The sequence below is a fragment of the Nocardia sp. NPDC003183 genome (genome assembly GCF_053590715.1).
The window spans coordinates 259,747-278,517 of the sequence record NZ_JBSFTG010000001.1; the positions used below are offsets into that span (position 1 = coordinate 259,747).

General features: G+C 65.4%; 22 protein-coding genes and 1 pseudogene. 11 read left to right on the top strand and 12 right to left on the bottom strand.

The annotated features are described in order from the left end of the window. Nucleotides 1-21 precede the first annotated feature (21 nt). The gene (locus ACWDXS_RS01090; RefSeq protein WP_449960714.1) at nt 22-252 is read left to right on the top strand and encodes a hypothetical protein; all 231 of its coding nucleotides are present in this window, start codon (nt 22-24) and stop codon (nt 250-252) included. Nucleotides 253-612: 360 nt separating this feature from the next. On the opposite strand, the gene ACWDXS_RS01095 is transcribed toward ACWDXS_RS01090, so the two are convergent. Continuing rightward, nucleotides 613-1,425, bottom strand: coding sequence for a hypothetical protein (locus tag ACWDXS_RS01095; protein ID WP_449960717.1), 813 nt, complete (start codon nt 1,423-1,425; stop codon nt 613-615). A 261-nt stretch (nt 1,426-1,686) separates the two neighbouring features. On the opposite strand from ACWDXS_RS01095, the gene ACWDXS_RS01100 reads away from it, so the two are divergent. Both ACWDXS_RS01100 and ACWDXS_RS01105 read left to right on the top strand, forming a co-directional pair. Continuing rightward, nucleotides 1,687-1,833, top strand: a complete 147-nt coding sequence (locus tag ACWDXS_RS01100; RefSeq protein ID WP_449960720.1) for a hypothetical protein — start codon at nt 1,687-1,689, stop codon at nt 1,831-1,833. Nucleotides 1,834-2,315: 482 nt separating this feature from the next. Beyond that, complete coding sequence (locus ACWDXS_RS01105; protein ID WP_387446859.1) at nt 2,316-3,095, top strand: class I SAM-dependent methyltransferase; 780 nt, start codon at nt 2,316-2,318, stop codon at nt 3,093-3,095. Between the two features lie 165 nt (nt 3,096-3,260). Here ACWDXS_RS01105 and ACWDXS_RS01110 read toward each other — a convergent pair whose 3' ends face one another. From ACWDXS_RS01110 to ACWDXS_RS01135, 6 genes and pseudogenes are all read right to left on the bottom strand, one after another. Then, nucleotides 3,261-3,596 carry a hypothetical protein gene (locus tag ACWDXS_RS01110; RefSeq protein WP_387446860.1) on the bottom strand — a complete coding sequence of 112 codons (336 nt, stop codon included), beginning with the start codon at nt 3,594-3,596 and terminating at the stop codon, nt 3,261-3,263. Between the two features lie 177 nt (nt 3,597-3,773). Beyond that, nucleotides 3,774-4,325, bottom strand: coding sequence for a S1 RNA-binding domain-containing protein (locus tag ACWDXS_RS01115; protein ID WP_387446861.1), 552 nt, complete (start codon nt 4,323-4,325; stop codon nt 3,774-3,776). Between the two features lie 110 nt (nt 4,326-4,435). Then, nucleotides 4,436-4,810, bottom strand: coding sequence for a DUF1206 domain-containing protein (locus ACWDXS_RS01120; protein ID WP_387446863.1), 375 nt, complete (start codon nt 4,808-4,810; stop codon nt 4,436-4,438). Between the two features lie 82 nt (nt 4,811-4,892). Continuing rightward, nucleotides 4,893-4,967 (bottom strand): annotated as a pseudogene (locus tag ACWDXS_RS01125) (hypothetical protein); the annotation flags it as partial. 47 nt (nt 4,968-5,014) lie between these two features. Continuing rightward, nucleotides 5,015-5,182 (bottom strand): CsbD family protein, encoded by a 168-nt coding sequence (locus tag ACWDXS_RS01130; RefSeq protein ID WP_387447024.1) that lies wholly within the window; start codon nt 5,180-5,182, stop codon nt 5,015-5,017. Nucleotides 5,183-5,339: 157 nt separating this feature from the next. Then, the gene (locus tag ACWDXS_RS01135) at nt 5,340-6,101 is read right to left on the bottom strand and encodes a nuclear transport factor 2 family protein (RefSeq protein ID WP_378989665.1); all 762 of its coding nucleotides are present in this window, start codon (nt 6,099-6,101) and stop codon (nt 5,340-5,342) included. 61 nt (nt 6,102-6,162) lie between these two features. Here ACWDXS_RS01135 and ACWDXS_RS01140 point away from each other — a divergent pair, with 61 nt between their 5' ends. The 5 genes from ACWDXS_RS01140 to ACWDXS_RS01160 all read left to right on the top strand — a co-directional run bounded on the left by ACWDXS_RS01140 (nt 6,163) and on the right by ACWDXS_RS01160 (nt 10,482). After that, nucleotides 6,163-6,768: a TetR/AcrR family transcriptional regulator gene (locus tag ACWDXS_RS01140; protein ID WP_449960727.1), complete on the top strand. Its 606-nt coding sequence runs from the start codon at nt 6,163-6,165 to the stop codon at nt 6,766-6,768. A 272-nt stretch (nt 6,769-7,040) separates the two neighbouring features. Further along, nucleotides 7,041-7,577 (top strand): hypothetical protein, encoded by a 537-nt coding sequence (locus ACWDXS_RS01145; protein WP_387446866.1) that lies wholly within the window; start codon nt 7,041-7,043, stop codon nt 7,575-7,577. Nucleotides 7,578-7,689: 112 nt separating this feature from the next. Next, nucleotides 7,690-8,172: a nuclear transport factor 2 family protein gene (locus ACWDXS_RS01150; protein ID WP_379312449.1), complete on the top strand. Its 483-nt coding sequence runs from the start codon at nt 7,690-7,692 to the stop codon at nt 8,170-8,172. Nucleotides 8,173-8,431: 259 nt separating this feature from the next. After that, nucleotides 8,432-9,175: an LppU/SCO3897 family protein gene (locus ACWDXS_RS01155; protein WP_449960731.1), complete on the top strand. Its 744-nt coding sequence runs from the start codon at nt 8,432-8,434 to the stop codon at nt 9,173-9,175. A 137-nt stretch (nt 9,176-9,312) separates the two neighbouring features. After that, nucleotides 9,313-10,482: a serine hydrolase domain-containing protein gene (locus ACWDXS_RS01160; protein WP_387446871.1), complete on the top strand. Its 1,170-nt coding sequence runs from the start codon at nt 9,313-9,315 to the stop codon at nt 10,480-10,482. A gap of 55 nt (nt 10,483-10,537) precedes the next feature. On the opposite strand, the gene ACWDXS_RS01165 is transcribed toward ACWDXS_RS01160, so the two are convergent. Next, nucleotides 10,538-11,206, bottom strand: coding sequence for a hypothetical protein (locus ACWDXS_RS01165; RefSeq protein WP_449960735.1), 669 nt, complete (start codon nt 11,204-11,206; stop codon nt 10,538-10,540). 226 nt (nt 11,207-11,432) lie between these two features. Here ACWDXS_RS01165 and ACWDXS_RS01170 point away from each other — a divergent pair, with 226 nt between their 5' ends. Then, nucleotides 11,433-12,692, top strand: coding sequence for an oxygenase MpaB family protein (locus ACWDXS_RS01170; protein WP_378990007.1), 1,260 nt, complete (start codon nt 11,433-11,435; stop codon nt 12,690-12,692). A 17-nt stretch (nt 12,693-12,709) separates the two neighbouring features. Next, nucleotides 12,710-13,774 carry a lipocalin-like domain-containing protein gene (locus tag ACWDXS_RS01175; RefSeq protein WP_378989672.1) on the top strand — a complete coding sequence of 355 codons (1,065 nt, stop codon included), beginning with the start codon at nt 12,710-12,712 and terminating at the stop codon, nt 13,772-13,774. 23 nt (nt 13,775-13,797) lie between these two features. Here the strand turns inward: ACWDXS_RS01175 and ACWDXS_RS01180 are convergent, their stop codons facing one another. Then, complete coding sequence (locus ACWDXS_RS01180; protein ID WP_378989673.1) at nt 13,798-14,424, bottom strand: TetR/AcrR family transcriptional regulator; 627 nt, start codon at nt 14,422-14,424, stop codon at nt 13,798-13,800. Between the two features lie 270 nt (nt 14,425-14,694). Between ACWDXS_RS01180 and ACWDXS_RS01185 the strand changes: the two genes are divergently transcribed. Then, entirely contained in the window at nt 14,695-15,249 is a 555-nt protein-coding gene (locus tag ACWDXS_RS01185; protein ID WP_378989675.1) for a hypothetical protein, read from the top strand. A 61-nt stretch (nt 15,250-15,310) separates the two neighbouring features. Here ACWDXS_RS01185 and ACWDXS_RS01190 read toward each other — a convergent pair whose 3' ends face one another. The 3 genes from ACWDXS_RS01190 to ACWDXS_RS01200 are packed head-to-tail and all read right to left on the bottom strand — an operon-like array spanning nt 15,311 to nt 18,769. Further along, a complete protein-coding gene (locus ACWDXS_RS01190) occupies nt 15,311-16,018 on the bottom strand; it encodes a cutinase family protein (protein ID WP_378989676.1) in 708 nt (235 codons plus the stop codon). A gap of 53 nt (nt 16,019-16,071) precedes the next feature. Further along, on the bottom strand, nt 16,072-17,544 hold the full coding sequence (locus ACWDXS_RS01195; protein ID WP_378989678.1) for a serine/threonine-protein kinase: 1,473 nt from the start codon (nt 17,542-17,544) through the stop codon (nt 16,072-16,074). Further along, nucleotides 17,537-18,769, bottom strand: a complete 1,233-nt coding sequence (locus ACWDXS_RS01200; protein WP_378989679.1) for a DUF7373 family lipoprotein — start codon at nt 18,767-18,769, stop codon at nt 17,537-17,539. Before ACWDXS_RS01200 ends, ACWDXS_RS01195 begins: the two co-directional genes overlap by 8 nt. Nucleotides 18,770-18,771 lie beyond the last annotated feature (2 nt).

Consider the following 18,771-nt stretch of genomic DNA (forward strand, 5'->3'; position numbering starts at 1 on the left):
TCGAGCCTTCCTGCCCACTACGTGGGCCGCAAGGCTCTCACAGTCGCCGGACCGATCTCATGGGGTCAGGTCAAATCCTCTGCACTACTGGCCTCGGAATTTCGCGAGTTCGGCGCATCCGCCATGGTGTGGGACAGAGAGTCGATCCTCGACATGATGGCCGATGATGGTGCCTGCCTCAGTCGAGCTGCGCACGGTGGGGTGTCGGGCGCGGTGTTCCTGCTGCCGGTGCAGATCAGCGTGTTGGGCTAATGGCCTCCAAATCGTCGAAGGCCGGACCCGTACTGGTGTGCTGCGCGGCCGTCATCGTGACGGATTCCACGTCGCCAACCACCACAGTGTGTGGATAGGGCGGTAGTCACGCATTGTCGACGCTGCCAGCGCTAACACTGCCCACCACCGAAGCGGGCCGTTGCGAGGCGCACGGGCCCAGTAGCGCGCGGTTGGCGGAACGCGGTGAGTCGTGGAATCGCCACAGCGTTGCATTTTCTGCGCCAGTTTCCGGCTTGGACGAACCGGCGCGAGCTCGACGAGTGTGGGTGCGGATCAGCCAACGCCCAACGGATGCGATCTGACGCACTCGCTCGCACATCACGGTCAGCGGCACGATCCTTAACTGGCCGACGAGTGGGCTGCGATCACCGCGATTCGCCCGTCGGTCAAGCTTGAGCTGACAAAGTCGTTGATATCAGCAGCGGACAGGCCACTGCTGCCTACCCATCCCATCTTTACCAACGCTGCGAACTGGCTGTTGCTGAGCCACCGTCTGAGGTTGGAGTGAGTGATCGCTGCCCCGCCCCGCGGTCCGATCAAGTGACCGCCGTCGTGCAAGCGCTTCAGTAGCTCGGAAGGTACGTACATTCCGTTCGTTAGGTCACTTTCCTTCTGTGGGGACACGACTGGGTACGCAAACTTTGTGTAGGTCGCACCTGCCCCAAGTCTGAAGGTAGTGGGTTCTGGCCCGCCCGACTGCATGTGACTCAGAGCGTCGAAGGCGACCATTCGCCGGAGTTGATTCGGGAGTCTCGCGTCGACACCAGCGATACGCGCGCCAGCTTCACTATCCATGCGCTTGTACTGCACAAGTACGTAGCAGTCATAGTCGTGGCTAAAGTAGATCAGGTCGACGCCGGTTGCGGCTTCGATTCCAGTGGCGTTGACATTCATAACATCGAGGGTGTGCTCCTCGTCAGTGAAGCGGACGATGTCTTCGGCATGGGGCTCGCCGTTCATGCCTGGAAAGTTGCGTAGGTCGTTGTCGATGAGGCTTGCCTCTGATGGGCTGAGCCGAAGCTGCCTTAGGGGACTCTCGCCGGGGAGTGGCGCATAGCGCATCTCTCCAATGTCCATGTCGCTGAACATCAAAGCAGTGCCGATTGCGTTGGTATGGTCCTGCCGGATGTTCCCGTCGATCCTCGGCGTCATCCACTCGGGCGTGCCGTCTATCCCAGGCCACTCGTTTTCCGCGACTCGCGATTGGAGCGCAGCGCGGAGCTTGGACGAGCCCGCGAGTGTTAGGGCTCCTCCTCGTCGGCTTCTTGCGGCCTTCAAGACGCCGCCCTACGAACGACCGAGCTCAGCTTCGATCTCTGAGAACGAAATCGGATCTGACAGCTCGTGAACCGCACTGAGTACCCATGTCGAGTCCAGGTTCGTCCGTCGTGGGCCAGACTTCACCCATCCAAGATGTGTGATGCCGACCTTGCCGCGATGGCCATGCGTGACGACGACCGCTACCCGGCCGAGACCGGGACTCTCGGAACCGCGATCGACTGCGAAACTGATGGTGTCGCGCCCAAGGTCCATCTGGTCGTCGAGCTCGTGCGCAGATAGCACCACAATGTGCAGACGGTTTGATGCGGTTGAAGGCATACCGCATTCTTCCATCTCTGCTAAGACCCTGAGGTTGATGAGTGCGGAACCGTATGGGGCACTGTGAGATCGGAAGTACGCGGACGCGCGTCAGGCTGGTGAATGGAGTTCGAGAAGCGGTGCCAGGTGCGCCGTCCTGTGGGCTTGGGCCGCCGACGGTCGCCGCGTCGGGTCGCGGAGCAGTCCATCGGGTGCGCCACCGCTACACAGCTCGGTGGCCGGGCGTGAGGAGGGTGCGGTGACTAACCCTTGTCCGCAAGATAGGTTCGGAGTTGCGGACGTGAGGCAGCCGCGATGTTTCCGCGCCGACCCGAGTGCGTACACCAACAGATTGTCCGGGTTTACTCGTCTGTGAGCTGTGTATCTGCAGGTCGGCACAGCGCTGAAAGTGTTTGATCTGATAATCCGTTGCCGCCGTGTACTGCGCCGGCCGAGTATTTGGCATGACTTCTGATCTCGCACAGCACTACTCCGGCGCCTCGGAGGACGATCGCCTGTCCAGGTCCCCTCACGGCCGTCTGGAGTTCCTTCGCACACAAGAACTGATCCGCCGTGTCCTCACGGCTTCGATGAGAGTGCTCGATGTCGGTGGGGGGACCGGGGTCCACGCCGAATGGTTGGCGAACGACGGTCACATCGTGCACCTCGTCGATCCAGTACCTGGACACGTCGAGACGGCTGCGACGCTACCTGGGGTGACCGCCGAGCTGGGCGATGCGCGGCGACTACCTGTCCCCGACAACAGCTTCGACACCGTTCTGCTGCTCGGACCGCTGTACCACCTCACCGAATCCGTCGACCGGACAACAGCTTTGTCCGAGGCCGTACGCGTGCTTCGTCCCGGAGGCATCCTGGTCGCGGCCGCGATCAGTCGCTACCTGTCGGCCCTGGAGACTGGCACAAACGGCACCCTCGACGACACACTGACAGCTGCGGTGGGCGAGGTGATCGCCACAGGTGACTACGACGGCCACGTCGGGTTCGTTCGGACTCATTGGCATACGGCAGACGAGCTCCGTACCGAGCTGGAAGCAGCCGGTCTCATTGATGTCGTGACCTACGGCGTCGAAGGCCCGGCCTGGCCCACACTCGATCACGCCGGACAAAACAGCTTTCGATCCCTCGTAACAGCAGCACTGCACTGTGCACGGCTACTGGAACAGGACCCGCTGCTGATCAACGCAAGCGCACACCTATTGGCAATCGCCAGGACCGAGCACTGACCTGGCCCGTGATATCAAACCCACGCCGCATGCCGCATGCCGCGCTGACCGAAGCGGCCAGCGCGGTGCGTAGGAAAATCAACTGACCGTACCGATCCGACGTCGGCGGAACGTCCGCCTGCTACTGCTCACTTCCTGCAGCCTGTATGCCCCCGCGAGCCCCGCTCAGCTACCAGTTAGCCATCGGCGTTCGATCGTGGAACGAGCCTTTGCCCAGGCTTCTCGGAACTGCTCAGCAGTAATCTCTTCGAGGGAAGAGGCCTCGACGTGCCAGTCATCGGCGCTGGATTCCGAGAGGACTCCATATTTGCTCTCGTATGCCTGAACTGCGCCGATTCCCCCGTGATCTCGGGCACGGATTATCTCTTCGAGCGCTGCGGCGGTGTCGGGCTCACTGTCTGAACCTCGCAGATTGACTTGCCGGTTCGGCCAACCGTCGTCATCGAGTTCGAGGAGAAGCCAGATGCCTTCGTCCTCGTAGTAGTCGCGAATCCACCGCATCCGGCCACAGTATCGTGGCTCGGTAGTCGCCGAGGCAACGTACTGACATGCTGCGGCTGCGATCCAGATAACCGCGGAACCAGCCGACGAACGCACTCAACTGCCGAGTTGAGTGCACAACTGGCGACTGTGGCTGAAGACCGACGGTAGCCCTTCCTGATTCCAGGTGTTCGAAGGTCAGAGCTGGCCGGTGGTTTGTCGGGAGAGGAACAGCTGACGTTTTTCTCGGTCGACATGGGTGACAACGACCGTGACCCTGTCCCCGATCTGGACGACTTCGTCTGTCGGCTGGGTGAGGTCTCGGCGACGAATCAGCCCCTCGATCCCGTCCGCCACTTGGACAAAGACGCCGAAGGACACCAGCTGGGTGACATGCCCGCGTAGTTCTCTACCGACGGTGATGCGCTCGGCAAAGGCATGGAAGGGGTCGGGCTGTAGTGCTCGCAGAGACAGCCTGGCCTCGGCATTCCAGGTATCGAACTGCAGGAATTCACCCGAAACGCGCTGCCCGACCTGGACAATGTCGGAAGCCGCTTCGAAACGCCTCCAGGACAATTCCGGGATCGTGATGAACCCGACGCCCGGGTAGAGCGGATGCGCGGGGCCATCGTCGAGCGCCACGAACACGCCGAACAATTCGATCGCTGTGACGGTGCCGGAAAGGACCTCGCCGCACCGTAAGGATCCCAGGAACGCCCAGAGTTCGGGGCTCTCGGCCCGCCAATCCATCTGTCCAGCCTTTCATGACGCGCTCAGCCCCTCCAACGACCCTGTGGAACGTCGCGCCATGGCTGGATCGCAGAGTCGTTCCCAGGCTTGCCTTTTCGTTTCGCCGCTGGTCAGCGAGCATACGACGTGGACCGGGGCTGCGAAATCCTCAGTTTGCTCGTGGAGCCTTGCAAGTCTTCGAGGAAGCTCTGCGTCGCTCCCTTGTACACGTGGTAGCCGCCGATCGCGATGATGATCAACCCGGCGGCGACGAGAACGATCGTGCCCACGCTCGATCGCATCATCGCAGCAGTGATCCCCGTACTCTGCTCGCTATTGGATTTGCCCGCGCCCCGGGCGAATCCGGATGCGGAGATGGCGAAACCGAGGTAGACCACCGCGAGGGAGAAGGCCTTGACGCGATTGACGGCCTCGGATTTCTTGCTGTCGGAGTCGGGTCTGGAGGAGCTGCCGAGCGCTGCTTCGGCGAGCCGCCACAACGCCATCAGCGAGAACGCAACGACACCGACCCAGAGCGCGAGGGCCCCCCGGCTTGGCGGCCAGTTCCGCCATGGCCCCCGATTGGTCGGCGGTTCCGCCGCCGCCACCGAGGGCGAGCCGGATGGCGATGTAGCCGATGAACAGGTGCACGATGCCGCTCATGACGAAGCCCGCGCGGGGTCTACTGCGAGGTCTCTCGTTCGGCGACGCTAGCTCTTGAAGGCGTCTTTGATCTTGGCAGCGGACTGTTTCAGGTTGCCCTTGAATTGTTCGGCCCGACCTTCGGCCTCCAGGCTTCGGTTGCCAGTGGCTCGACCGAACACCTTCTTCACCCGGCCCTTGGTGGCCTCGACGGAATTCGCGATTTTCTTGCTCATGCTCATGGCGGTTTCCTCGCTGTGTGCGATCAAGTCAACGCCGGAATCCCACGGCTGTCAACGATGTCGATCTTCGACACAAGGAGCAGAGAGCGATCGTGGTGAGCCTTCTGGCCTGCTGCCGCGACCTTGCCTTCTCTGCCACGCTGATCTGCGATTATCGGATGGATGCCGAACGAGGCCGGGTGGCAGGAGGGCGTAGTCGGGTGATGGCCCGGGTTGCGAGTCCTGCGCCGCGCATCAGCAATGTGAAGGCTGTGGTCGAAGGCCCGGGTACGATTCCGGCCAGTTGTACGCCGTCGAGCAGGTCGTAGAGCGTTTCGCCTTCGTACATCAGGTGTTCGGCGTTGAAGTGATATCGGTCCACCGCGGTGCACTGGATGAACGCGCCGTTGCCCGGGATCGCGGGGGCGTCCGCTCCGTATGGGTGAAGCTTCAGCGGCCCGACGATGTGACCACTTCCGTAGTAGCGCACGACCATCCGAACCTCACCGGTCGGTGACAGGTCGACGTAGCACTGTCCGGGTATCGGATCATAGCGCCAGTCGGGGATGGCATCGAAGAACGCGAAGTTGTAGGCCACGAATTCGTCGAGGCCGACCATTGTCGCGCCGAGGGTCGTCACATCCTTGTACCTGAGATCGCCGGTGTAGAGCTCGTGGTTATGGCTCATATCCCGGGTCTGCCAGCTCCACCAGTACTTCTTCGCCCAGTCGAGAGTCCAGGCGATATCGAGGCCGTGGTCGGCATAGAACGCGATCTTCTTCTCGTATTCGTCGAACCACGTCTGCGTCATGGCGGTCAGCGCGGCTTCATCGAGAACATCGACCGGCTCGGCGCGGTTCGTCAGCACTGCCGGAATCGGTTGTGCCAGGCGCGGCTGTCGCAGTGACAGTTGGAACTGCTCGTCGGTGAACATGACCCTCTCCATCCGGAAGCACATGCTTCCTGATTAATGATGGTTGTTGTAAAGTGGTGCCGTGTCAAGGAGCTACGGCGGACAGACGGCGCAGAGCCGCGCCGCCGACCGGCGGGCGCGGCTGATCGATGTGGGTGTCGAAATAGTTGGCACGCAAGGTGTTTCCGCCCTGGGAATGCGGCCGGTCTGCCGTGCGGCGGGGCTGAGTCAGCGATTCTTCTACGAGAGCTTCGCCGACACAGACGTGCTGCTGCACGCGGTGTACCGGGCGACGCTGTCTCGCTTGGAACAAGCCGTCGCGCCGGCGGTGGCATCCGGCGATCTGCATGCGGTGTTCGAGGCCGCCGCCCGACTGATGGAGGCCGATCCTCGTGTCTGCCGCATCTTGCTGGTCGAGCCGGTGGCGGATGTGCGACTGCGGGGCTATGTGCGAGAAACTGTTCCGGCTCTCGCAACAGCCGCACTGGGCGATCGCATCGCGGGTTCCCCGGGCGATCCTATTGTCCGCATGCATTTTTCGGCACTCTTCGGCGCCTTGATTTCACTGTTCGTCGAGTGGACGGAAGGTAATCTCGGCACCGACCGGAACGCCTTCGTCGGCCACGTGACTACCGTCGCGAAACAACTTATGAGCGAGATCAGCTCGGCCGAAACAAGGCGCCGATGATGAGGCGAGCGCTGCAGACATTGACGCCGTGATTCTTTCGACTGGGCAGGGCGTCGTGCGCCTCGGTCGGTGAGCCCCCGCAGGGCCCAGGCCGATCAATCGCTGTTCAGAGCAGGGCGCGACACCTCGTGTGCCGGTTCTACGAGGACGCCGGGCATATAGTCGTCAGTGGCGACGCTCGACGAGGTGCACCGAATTTCCACCCCGTATGTCCGCACCTCCCCGCTCCGCATGAGCTGTCTCGGATGGGTGCGACTAACGGGTGAGGACCGATGGAACGCGACAAAAACAAGCTCTTACACGGGCCTTTGTTCGCCCGGAACATTCCGCTCGACCGTCGGAACGCGGCTCGCCGGATCAGCGCGTACATCTATGGGAACGTCCTGATCCTCTCCGCGCTGATCCCGGTCGCGCCATCCCTCGAGGATGTCGGCATCGCGGTCGTTCTCGGGGCCGCCCTGTCGACGTTCATCGCCCATGTCTTCGCCGAGAGCGTCGGGCAATCGGTACGCCAGAGCGGCGTGCCCTCCCCGCCCCAGCCATGGCTCGACCTGCGCGATTCGCTGCCGATCCTCAGTTCGGCGGTGCTGCCCTGCGCGATCCTCGCGGCGGCGGCGGTCGGATGGCTCGAGCCACGTACCGCCCAGGTGCTCGCCGAGGTCGCCATGCTGGTGCGGATCGGTGGAATCACGTTCGTCATCCGCAGGCTCGAGGGTGCGCGGCCGGATCGGTCGACTCTGCTCGGGGCGATTCTGCTCGGCTGCGCAGCCACCGCCGTCGTGGCGGCGAAGGTCATCCTCGCGCACTGATCCGAGGCGGAACGGTCGGGGAACGCCCCGACTGCCTTCGGGAATATGGTTCACCGGGGCTGGGGACGCGCTTTCCCTGCGCTGAATCTAGAACACGTTCTACACTCCGGTCATGGACCTGGTTGCTATCGAGGAGATCAAGCGTCTCAAGCACCGCTACTTCCGCACGCTCGACCTGAAACTGTGGGACGAGTTCGCGGACTGCCTCGCCGAGGACGTCTCCGCGCGCTATGGCACCCAGGCCATGGGCGAGCCATTGCACTACGACAATCGCGCCGACGTCGTGGCCTTCATGCGCAAGAACCTCGGACCCGGGATCGTCACGGTCCACATCGCCAACCACCCCGAGATCGAGACCGATGGTGACATCGCGAAGGGTTCGTGGGCATTCGAGGACACCGTCCTGGTGCCGGGCGCGAAGATCCAGATCCGCGGCGGCGGATACTATTGCGACACCTATCGTCGCGACCCGGACGGGGAGTGGCGGATCGCCTCGACGCGATACGAGCGCATCTACGAGGCATTGACCTCGCTGGAAGACCTCCCGAGCTTCACGCTGCTGGCCAACCGCTGGGATCCATCGCTGGAGCACTGACCGGTGATTGCCTGTGCGAGCATCCAGCGGGCGGCATCATCGCACGCCCACCGGACGCCATCCGTCTGTCACACCTCGACAGCGGCCTCATCTATAGGATCGGGCACGCGAAACGCGGAATCAGGGGGCGACAGGTATGGATCAGCAGGCATCGCAACAGTTTCCGTCCCGGACGGGCAGGAGTATCGAATCGCGCGGTGACACAGCACCTTCGCAGATGCCGGGGAGGGTCCGGGCAGCGCGGGTCATCATTTTCGTGATGTCGGCGATCGGACTGGCCGGCACCGTCGCGCTGATAGGAATGGGTCATCCCCATGCGGCGGGCGGGAACACACAGGGATACCTGTTCTTCTGGGCGATGGCCGTCACCGCCTTGTTCTTCGCGCGGCGCCGGGGCTGGGCCCGGATCACCGCGACCGTCTTCGCCGTGATCGAAGGGCTCGTCGCTTTCGGTTCCATGGCCTTCAACGGCGAGACCGTGGACACCGATGCCGGTTTCGCCTTCGTCCGGATGTCACCCGGGCCTTTCGGGCTGGTCGCGGTGATCGCCATCATCGCCCTGCTGTTCGGTGGATCGGCCGACCGATGGTTCGGTCGTCCCGCCGGGGCGGCACCGGGCAGCCCGCGACCGACGCGGGATCCGGGCGAGCCGCTGCTGCGCCGCCGCCCTTACGTGGTCGGTGTGCTGATCACGATCGTGGTCGTCATCGGCATCGTGACGGCGGTGGTCATCGGCAACACCAGCAACACCACCGGGCCCGGCGCGCTGTCGGCCGGCGACTGCGTCGCGACCCAGGACGACCTGAGTATCGGTTTCTCCGATGCCGAGTTGGTGAAGGTCGGCTGTTCGGACGTGAGAGCCCAGGCGAAGGTCATCGCCCGAATAGCGGGCACCGACAAGACCACCGAGTGCCAGAAGTACGAGGACTCCGTCAAGCTCGCGGGGTACATCGGCTCCGACGGCGGTGCGTCTTTCGTGCTCTGCCTGCGTTCGTTCAGCTGAATTCGGCGACCCCGGCGGCAGCCGCGTCGGAGGAGACATCACAAGGTCCTGACGAGCCTGAGTCGGTCGAGCCCGATGGGCGCGTAGATTCGACCTTGCTGTGATCGTGAGCGTTCCTCGACGAAGGGATCTCTGTCATGAGCAAGTCGCCCAGGCATCGCGGATGCCGCAGAGCATGTGCGGTGCTCGCGGTCGTGCTCGCCATCGCCACGGGCGGCTGCGGTGCGGAGGACATGTCCGGCGGCTCCGCGTCTTCGGCGGTCGAGAGTGCCGAAGCGGCGAAGATCGCCGACATCGTTCGCGCCAAGATGACCGAACTCGATCTCAGCTCCGCGGTCTACGGCGCATGGCGGGGCAGTGAGCAGATCGCTTTGGGCGCGCTGGGCGGATCACCGCTCGGTGTGCCCGCGACCGCGGAGATGCGCTTGCGCGTCGGCCAGCCGATGGAACCCATGCTGTCCACGGTCCTGTGGCGACTCGACGGCCAGGGCGTGCTGAAACTCGACGAACCCATCGCCCGCTGGCTGCCCGATTTCCCGCGCGCGGACAAGATCACTGCGCGGATGCTCGCCGACAGCACCTCCGGGATCTCCGACTATGTGACCGAACCGGAGTTCCTGAAGATCTTCGGCGAGAACCCGATCCGCGAATGGACCGCGCCGCAACTGCTCGAACGCGCCAATGCCCGCCCGCCGCTGTTCGAGCCGGGCACCAGTTTCGCCTACGCCCACAGCGATCTGGTCGTGCTCGGCGAGGTCCTGCAGAAGGCAGCGGGCAAGCCCCTCGGCGAGCTGATCGCCGAGCACATCACCGTCCCACTGGGCATGCACGACAGCAAAGTAGTACTCACCCCGCAGGTCGACGAACCGATCCTGCACGGCTACACCAACGAACGAAACTTCTTCGAAGACTCCACCTTCTGGAACCCCACCGCCTTCCTGCACAGCGGCAACATGAACTCCACCGTCGGCGACGTCGGCCGCTGGGTCCGCGCCCTCGGCACCGGCGAACGACTCACCCCCGACCAGTTCCAGCAGATGATGGGCCCGTCGACCGCGGGCCTCGGCCCGTTCACCACCGAAAAATACTTCGCCTTCGGTGTGGTCCACCTCGCCGACTGGCTGTATATGAACCCGTCCTACGGCGGGTACGACGGCGTCGCCTTCTACGACACGAAAACCGAGACCACCGTCGTCGTCTACGACACCCTCGGCCCCACCTCCGACTCCGATCAGAACAACGCCGTCGGCATCGGCACGGAGATCGCCACGCTCCTGGTCCCCGAACGCCCGCCGGCGGTCCCCTGAGCAGTGGGCACCGCCCTTCTGCCGGGTGCGGTCGGCAGGCAACGCCGGCCCGCGATCACCGGTCGCGCAGGACTTCGAGGCGGCCGTTGACCGACGCCAGACGACATCCGGTTGTGCCGGTGGTCAGCAGCATGTTGGCGACTTGGAGCAACAGGACTAGGGATGGTTTGCCGGAGGTGGACCGGCGGGGCCATTCGTGCCAATAGTGCGGTGGGTCGAGGCCGGCGTCGGGGCCGGTGGGTAGCCGCAGTCGATCACCGGGTGCGAGGACGGTGATGTGGAGATCGGTGAGTGCCCCGATGGCATCGCCGGACAGGGGAAAGGTTCGGGTGAGCATCGCCCAGCGGTGCAGCGGAACGCAGGCAGGCGCCGTGGCGAGGGTCGGTACCGCCAGCGCGTTGCGGTCGTAGGTGGCGGCGGCCAGTCCGGCGGGAACGAGCAGCGCGGTGACCGTGTCGTCGCACACCAGCTCCACGCCTGTTCCGTCGGCGGTGACCTCGGTCGGTAGTCCTCGATGCTGGTAGGCATCCAGCCAGTCCAGGGGGGTGCGCAGTTGGAGTGTTTCCGGCCAGGGCAGACCCCGGGATCCGTTCAGGACCGCCCACGCGGCGGCGCCGAGCTCGCACTCGTGGTGGCGATGGTCGGACCAGTACCGGCGGGCGTCGGTGGGGGAGAGCGCCAATGGTGGATTGGCACAGTCGAATTCCTCGTTCTCGAGTCCCATCGGTGTTCCTCCGGTGTCGGATGGCGGCCGATGACATCGGCCGCGGGCACCGACGATCGTGCCACACGCTTCCATACTTTCAGGTATGGATAAGTGTGCTTCATAGTATGGTCGGTGGACGTGACGCCCAGCGGGGTCGTTCAGCGAATTTCACGTCAGGAGGCCGACATTGGCCGAGTTCGTCGAGGATCATCTCCAGCGGGTCGCGACCCGCGCCGCGAGCAGCGTGGACACCGTGCGAGCGCCGTCGAGATGTCCCACCGCCTTTCGCTACTGGGAGGCCCGTGGCACGCCGGCAGTGCGACGGATCGAACGCGCTTTCGCGGCCGTGACCCGGCAACCGCTGTTCCCCAGCGACGAGCAGGCTGCGGCCATGTGCGAAGACCTGTTCGCGGGTGACCCGGTGGCCGAGCGATTCGTCGCCGAGGTGATGCACGGCGAGATCGGATCGAAAGCCGGGCGGGCGATGCTGGAGACAGCGCTGGCCGAGGGCATCGACGCCGTCGCGGACGCACCGGAATCCATGCGCGCGTTGTTCGCCGAGTTCGAAACAGTGCCCGACTGGGTGGTCCCCGAACTGGTGGAACAGGGCGCGGCGATCTGGCGGCGCTGGGGCACCATGCTGTTCAGCTTCGCCGGGGCCGAAACCCTCGAGATGTACACCGAAGCCGCGGTCGCGACCCCGTTGTCACTGGCAGGCGGCTACGCCGGAGACAGCGCGCTGCGCCGGTTCCTGGAGACCACCCGCTTCTGGATGGACGTCTCGGCCCCCGATGCGCTGCTCACCCCAGGATCGGCGGGCCGGGCCACCGCGCTGAAGGTCCGCGTCATGCACGTTTCGGTGCGGGCGAAGGTCGCCGACCATCCCGAATGGGACATGCGGCGGTGGGGCTTGCCGATCAGCCAGACCTACCAGATGCTGACCCTGCTGGCAGGCAGTGTGACCCCCGGACTGGGCCTGTGGGCGCTGGGCTACCAGACGACGCCCTCGGAAATCCGTGCGCTGCTGCACTTCCAGAAGTACATGGGCCACCTGCTCGGTGTGCGGTTGCGCTGGTACCCCGAGACCGTGCGCGACGCGCTGCGGGTGCTGGCCATGACGATGGTCTCGCGTTCCTACGACGCGGGTCAGCACGGTACGGAATTGATCGAGTCGTATCCGGCGGCGTTCGCGCCCCGCGACGGGCACCGTGGCCTGACCCGGTTGCGCGAAATGTACAACTACCGGATCAATTCCGTGTACTCCGCGATGTACATGGCGCCGGGAACCCGTCGGCGCTACACCATGCCGCCCGCGTTGCCGTGGATCATCGTTCCGATCGCGCGATTCCCGCTGATCACCGTGATGGAGATCGTGCGCCGGGTCTGTCCGCCGTTCGCGCGGGCGCACGAGAAACTGATGCTCGCGCATCGCGAGAACTGGTATCGAGCCCAGATGCAGGGCCGCACCGCCGCATTCGACGCCAGCGGCGCACTGCGCCGATGAACCCACCGAAGGTAGCCATGAGCACTGCCCCCATCGTCGAAGTGTGGAACGGGCCGGGACGTCGCGACGGCGTGCTGACCCCGGTCGAGCCTCGGCACAACGCGTTACATCCGTCGTCGAGCACACTGGCCTTCGAACACTGGTACTTCGACGCGCACCTCGACACCGGGCACGTGGTGATCGGGTTCCTGATCAAACGCAGGCCCGAGGATCTGCCCCTGGCCAGGCCCTGGGTGGAGATGATGGTCTATTCGCCCGACGGCACCTTGCGTCAGGTATCGCAGCGCTACCCGCGTTCGGCCACCTCGTTCTCGGCCGAGGGGTGCGACGTGCGCATCGGTCACAACACCGCACGCACCGTGTCCGACGCCGACGGGCAGGTGAGCCATCACCTGCGGATGGCCGAGGGCGGCATCGAGTTCGATCTGCGATTCCACAACGAGGTACCCGGTTGGATGCCGGGCAAAGGTGAAACCCGCTTCGGCACCAAGGATTCCTTCGGCTGGATGGTCGCTGCTCCCCGCGCGCGGGTGACCGGCGCGATCGAGCTCGACGGCGTGCGGCACGAGGTCACCGGGCGTGGCTATCACGACCACAACTGGGGTGTCGGCGACATGAAGAAGATCATCGAGCGCTGGCATTGGGGGCGGCTCTATGTCGAGGACTACTCGCTGCTGTTCGCCTCGGTGCTGACCCAGCAGCGCAGAGGCGGACACGAGATCAGCCCGCTGATGCTGGCCCACCACGACGAGATCGTGCTGTCCACCGGCGAGACCAGGCTCATCGAGGGCCCGGAACGCTTCGATGTGACCGCAGGACGCACCTATCCCGAATGGGTCGAACTGCATGTACCGGATCAGCTCGACCTCCGGTTGGACGTGGTGCGCGTCATCCACGCCCACGACCTGCTCGACGATCTTCCGGTGGTGCGATCGCGGGTGATCAAGCCACTGATGCACCGATTGGTCGGGCACCCCGGCTACTTTCGGTTCGAATCCACCTTCGACCTCAGCGTGCGCACCGCCGCGGGAACGCAGCGACGAACCGGCTCGACCCTGCACGAACTGGTCGCGCTGACCTGACCGGCACCGCGCGCCCCGGACGGTCAGCCCGGTGTCTCCCCGCTGGTGATGAATCGGAAGAACTCGCGGCGTTGCTCCTCGGTCGGTACGGGCAGGTTCTGGTTCCCGTGCACGAAGCCGATTCCGGCGAAGCACATCAGACCCGCCCGCATCTGTGCCTGCTCGGTCGAGAACCCCATATCGACGAGGGTGTCGGACAGTGTGTGAAATATCCGCTGATCCAGGGCTTTCACGGCCTCGGCCACCTTGGCGTTCGTTCGGGCCCAGTCCCGGACCGCGAGTTCGACCTGCCAGACCCGTTCTCCGGTGAGCAACTCGCCCATGCGGGCCAACCGCTGCTGCGGTGGCAGCTCGTCGAGGTCGTGGAAGCCGCGCGCCGCGTCGTTGTGGTCGGCGCACCAGAACTGCGCGGTGGTCTCCAGGAGTTGATCGATGCCGTCGAAATGCCAGTAGAAGCTGCCCTTGGTCACGCCGAGTTCGTCGCACAGGGTGGAAATGGTGATGGCGGCGACGCCCTTTCGCAGCAGCAGGCCGAGTGCGGCGGCCGTCCAGTCCTCGACTCCGAGCCTGCGTGCCCCGCGACCGGCCGCCGCCGCCTTGCGCTTGGACACCGGCTCGGCCGGTCGCGAAGCCCTGGTCCCTCCGGTCATGGCCGCCTTCCGTGTGCGCGTCGCGGTCAGCTTATCGCGCGGCGTCCGGCGTGTCGGCCGACCACTGGATACACACTGACTGGTCGGTAACGGCGTGCGCGGCGAGAGGCAGCGCCCCCAGGACGAATTCTGCGGCGATTCGTACTCTGCGCGGGCACGTACTCTGTTGAGTGCCTGCACATTTGGTGACCGTAGACCGTAGGATGGAGCCTGATGGACCACACGGACCCTTTCCCCCGCCCTATTCCCGTCACGGTACCGAAGCTGCTAGTGGGCTTAGGGTCAGCGTTGGTCGTCGCCGCGGCAATCGCATCCTTCACCTTCACCTCCACCCTCGCGCGGGTAGCCGGAGTTCCCGAGCACCTGACCTGGCTGTGGCCGGTGGTGGTCGGTCTCACCGTGGCGCTGGTCGCCTGCACGTTCATCACGCTGGTGGGTATCCGCGATGAGAAGGCCACGTCGCTGGTGCGGGTCTACGAGTTGCTGCTTGTCGGCGCCGTGCTGTCGAGCATCTGCGGAAACCTGCTCTCCATCTCCCGCGATCCGATCGAGATGGGAACCCTCGGCACCGCGATCGTGGTGTCCGTTCCCCCGATCTGCCTGATGATCTGCGTGGGTAACTATCTGTTGCTCACGGCAGTCATTCCCGTTCGTATCGTGGCAGCGATCCGTGAGGACGACTGGCGGCTGAGAGTCCTCGGCATACCCGGTGCGCCGTCGTCGTCCAAAGGTTCGCCCCCCGCCCAGCACGACAGCGACTCCTGGTGGGACCAGCACCGCAGCGAGGCAAGGACCCCGCCGACGACGCCGAGAACCCGGACGTAAGAACCCACGCCCCAGTACATCGGGGCGTGCGCGCCGCGATCTGCCTCCACCGATACCCGGGCTATTCGCCGAGCTGTTCGCGGACGAACGCCGCAGCTTGGTCGCGGGTGTCATTGAGGAAGTACATGAAGTGGCCGTAGCTCAGCGCATTTCCGAACCCGGCGGCCGGGTCGCCACCCTGGCAGACGCGGTCGCCGGTATTGCAATAGTCGCGCAGGCGATCGGCGAATTCCGTGAGCGCGCCCAGGCGCAAGGACCCGGTGCCGGACAGCGCGGGATCGAAGCTGCCGCGGTTGTAGGGTTCGGCGCCGTTGAACAGCGGGCTGCCGAACAGGGCGATGGCACGGACTCGCGTGGCCGCCTGTTCGGTCAACGTGGTTCGCGCGGAAAGGGCGTTGCCGATCACGCGTGCGCCTTGCGAGTAGCCGAGTAGAACGAGCTGCTGGTCAGGGCACGCGGCGGCGGTCGCGTTCAGGAGCGCGGTGAGATTCGCGATTCCTTGGACGGAGCTGTCCGGGCTCATCGAGGCCGGATACTCGAGTTCACCCACCGTGGTGCGGCGGCCGGATTCCTGGGCGATCCGCTCGCCCAGCGGAGTGAGCAGCCGGCTGCCGGACTGCGGTTCGAGGGTGCCACGGACGGTGACGACTCGGACCTCCGCGCAGCCGCCGGGCTGGGGTATCGGGTCGGCGGCCGCAGTAGAGAGAACCGGCAGCGACAGCGCTGCCGCGGCGCTCGAGAACGCCAGGATTCGAAAACGTCCACGCATGCGGCCACTGTATTGCTTCCGCAGACCGAATTCGACCGACATCGACGACCCGTTCAGAGCGGGGCGTTGCGCCACCATCGGTCGTAGAGGTCCTGGCCCGAGGTGCCGCCCGAGACTGCGAGGGCACACCGGGATCGGGTGCCGTTCTCGAACTCGACCAGCATCTCGCCTGTCGGTCCCGCCACTCCCTGTGCGTCGTTCCAGCGGGCGTGTCCGCGGCCGCTGGGCCGTTGCCAGTCCTCCTCGCCGACGAAAACCGCGGTGGCGGAGGAGACGTAGCGTTCCACCGGTTCGTCGGTTCCGCAGGTGAGCAACAAGCGGAACACCGGGTTCTGGTCACCGTTGCAGGCGAGTGCGTTCAGCGAATCGCGGGTCTGACGCGCGTCGATGGGACGTTGGTTGCCGTCGACGGCGCTGCACCGCAGGCCCTGGTAGCCGCTGTCTGTCTGAGATTTCGGCAGCAGCTCGGGGAAAGCGTCGACGACCCACTGGTGGGCCGCCCAGGAATTCGGGTCGATCGGAGCCGTCGAGGTCGCCGCAGCTGTGTTCTCCTCGGGCGAATCACGATTCAGCACAACCACACTCGTGACGATCGCCGCGATCGCCGCCGTCAGCGCGCCGACCACGATGCCGAGGCGACGGCGACGCGCCGGTCGATGCCCCACCACCGCTACCGCGTCGGTGGCGACGCCCAGGGCGGCGGCGGCATCGGCGGCCAGCGCGCCGCAGCTCGGATAGCGCCGCTGCGGATTCTTGGCCAGCGCGCGGGCGATAACGTCGTCGATCCGGCGCGGCAGCTCCCCGGCCACCGCGCTCGGGCGGGGTGGCGGGTCGTGCAGGTGTGCCGCGATCACCGCGTCGACGCTCGGTCGCGGGAACGGTTTGGCGCCGGTCAGCAATTCGTAGAGGGTGCAGCCGAGCGCGTAGATATCGGCACGGTGATCGATCGCCGTGCCGGTGAGCTGCTCGGGGGCCGCGTAGGCGACGGTCGCCAGAATGGTTCCGGCCTGGGTCAGCGTCGTCGCGGCCGCGGCCTTGGCGATGCCGAAATCGGTGACCGCGACCCGATCCGGTTGTCCCGGAATGGATTCGACCAGGATATTGGCCGGTTTGACATCGCGGTGCAGCATCCCGGCCCGGTGCGCGTGATCGAGTCCACGAGCCACCCCGGTGACCAGATGCGCGACACGGTGCGGGGTGAGCGCGCGGTCGCGCAGCAGGGTGGCGGCGTCGGGGCCGTCGATGAAGCGCATCGCGATCCACAGTTGACCGTGTTCGATGCCACGGTCGTAGACGCCGATGATGTTCGGATGGTCCAGCCGCGCGGCGAGTTCGGCTTCGCGACCGAAGCGCGCCCGGAACTCGGGGTCGGCGCCGAATTCCGCCGACAGCACCTTCACCGCGTCGCGGCGCGGGAGCCGGGGGTGGGCGGCGACGTAGACGGTGCCCATGCCACCGACGCCGAGTACCCGCTCGATCCGGTACCCGGCGAAGACCGTGCCCGGCGGCAGCGGGCGGCTATTCACTGCGCACCAGCAGCGCGTACTGGGCCGCGCTCTGCTGTGCGGCGTGCGCCGGGCTGCGGCCGATGATCGAGGCGGTGTATCTGCCGTAGAGCACATGGCAGTAGACCTGGGCGGGTGACGCCGGGTGCTGATCGAGCTTGTTGCAGTAGACATCCGGCACGCCGACCGGTGTGTCGATCATCGTCGCGGGATTGGCTGCCTGCCGCTCCTTGGTGAAGACCCGGCGCGCGCTGACCGCGTCGGGAAACCGTTCGACCACATTGTTGCCGTTCACGGCGACGACTTCGATCGGATCCTGGAAACCGAAGTGCTTCATCAGCCGGGTGGCTCGTGGACCGAGCACGACGCCGCCGATCTCGATCGAGGCCGACCAGCCGGCATTGGCGTCGGTATCGGCGGTGATCACCGTCGGCGGGGGCCAGTGCCCGGCGCCGAAGGGAAGTACGCGCGCGACCATGCCGTCGCGATCGAGCGGCAGGTCGGCGAACCGGTCCGGCGCGGTCGGCTGGAAATCCTGCAGCCGGGGGAGCTGGACGTCGAAGGTCTTGCGCACCATGGCCAGCAGCGCGGCCTGGTCCGGGCTGGTGTGCGCGGCCAGCACACTGACGACGAACGACCCGTGCGCGAGGGTGGCCGCCATGGTCGGCACGGTCGGGCGCCAATGCGCGAACGCCCCCGGGTACTCCGCGATCCGCGCCGCGACGTTGTCGGCGGTGACCGCGGCGTCGGTGGCGTTCATCTGCCTGGCCGCCAGCCGCGCCTTCGTGTCGTCGGGGAAGCGCAGCAGCAATACGGTGAGCAGACGGGCGGAGCCGATCTCCGGTGCTTTGCCACGAAAGTTGGCGTCGCTGCCGCTGACCACGAATCCGGCCAGCATGTCCTGGGATTCGAGCACTTCGCGGACCGGCTCGGCCAGAATTCCGGCTGCTTTCAACGGTGTGGGCAGCGGTGCGGTCCGGTTGGAGATGCCGTTGGTCAGGGTTGGATCGACCTCGACCGGATCGAGCACCGCCTCACCCATCCGCACCGATTCCAGCACCCTGCCGTACTTCTCGGTGCTCGAGGCCGGCGGCGTCATCGGGTCGACACTGTTCGAACCCACATCAAGGGTGGCCAGGTCGACTCGCTGCGGGACCGCTTCGCCGGGCCGCACGCACCCGCACAGCACCGTCAACGCCGCGGCCAGGACGGCCACGGTTCGGATTCGCTCACCCCGCGAGAACATCG

Excerpts from the sequence above, each read along its gene's own strand:
- ACWDXS_RS01095 (WP_449960717.1), bottom strand. The coding sequence starts at position 1,425 with ATGACGCCGAGGATCGACGGGAACATCCGGCAGGACCATACCAACGCA.
- ACWDXS_RS01100 (WP_449960720.1), top strand. The coding sequence starts at position 1,687 with ATGTGTGATGCCGACCTTGCCGCGATGGCCATGCGTGACGACGACCGC.
- ACWDXS_RS01105 (WP_387446859.1), top strand. The coding sequence starts at position 2,316 with ATGACTTCTGATCTCGCACAGCACTACTCCGGCGCCTCGGAGGACGAT.
- ACWDXS_RS01110 (WP_387446860.1), bottom strand. The coding sequence starts at position 3,596 with ATGCGGTGGATTCGCGACTACTACGAGGACGAAGGCATCTGGCTTCTC.
- ACWDXS_RS01115 (WP_387446861.1), bottom strand. The coding sequence starts at position 4,325 with ATGGATTGGCGGGCCGAGAGCCCCGAACTCTGGGCGTTCCTGGGATCC.
- ACWDXS_RS01120 (WP_387446863.1), bottom strand. The coding sequence starts at position 4,810 with ATGGCGTTGTGGCGGCTCGCCGAAGCAGCGCTCGGCAGCTCCTCCAGA.
- ACWDXS_RS01130 (WP_387447024.1), bottom strand. The coding sequence starts at position 5,182 with ATGAGCAAGAAAATCGCGAATTCCGTCGAGGCCACCAAGGGCCGGGTG.
- ACWDXS_RS01135 (WP_378989665.1), bottom strand. The coding sequence starts at position 6,101 with ATGTTCACCGACGAGCAGTTCCAACTGTCACTGCGACAGCCGCGCCTG.
- ACWDXS_RS01145 (WP_387446866.1), top strand. The coding sequence starts at position 7,041 with ATGGAACGCGACAAAAACAAGCTCTTACACGGGCCTTTGTTCGCCCGG.
- ACWDXS_RS01150 (WP_379312449.1), top strand. The coding sequence starts at position 7,690 with ATGGACCTGGTTGCTATCGAGGAGATCAAGCGTCTCAAGCACCGCTAC.
- ACWDXS_RS01155 (WP_449960731.1), top strand. The coding sequence starts at position 8,432 with ATGTCGGCGATCGGACTGGCCGGCACCGTCGCGCTGATAGGAATGGGT.
- ACWDXS_RS01160 (WP_387446871.1), top strand. The coding sequence starts at position 9,313 with ATGAGCAAGTCGCCCAGGCATCGCGGATGCCGCAGAGCATGTGCGGTG.
- ACWDXS_RS01165 (WP_449960735.1), bottom strand. The coding sequence starts at position 11,206 with ATGGGACTCGAGAACGAGGAATTCGACTGTGCCAATCCACCATTGGCG.
- ACWDXS_RS01175 (WP_378989672.1), top strand. The coding sequence starts at position 12,710 with ATGAGCACTGCCCCCATCGTCGAAGTGTGGAACGGGCCGGGACGTCGC.
- ACWDXS_RS01180 (WP_378989673.1), bottom strand. The coding sequence starts at position 14,424 with ATGACCGGAGGGACCAGGGCTTCGCGACCGGCCGAGCCGGTGTCCAAG.
- ACWDXS_RS01190 (WP_378989676.1), bottom strand. The coding sequence starts at position 16,018 with ATGCGTGGACGTTTTCGAATCCTGGCGTTCTCGAGCGCCGCGGCAGCG.
- ACWDXS_RS01200 (WP_378989679.1), bottom strand. The coding sequence starts at position 18,769 with ATGTTCTCGCGGGGTGAGCGAATCCGAACCGTGGCCGTCCTGGCCGCG.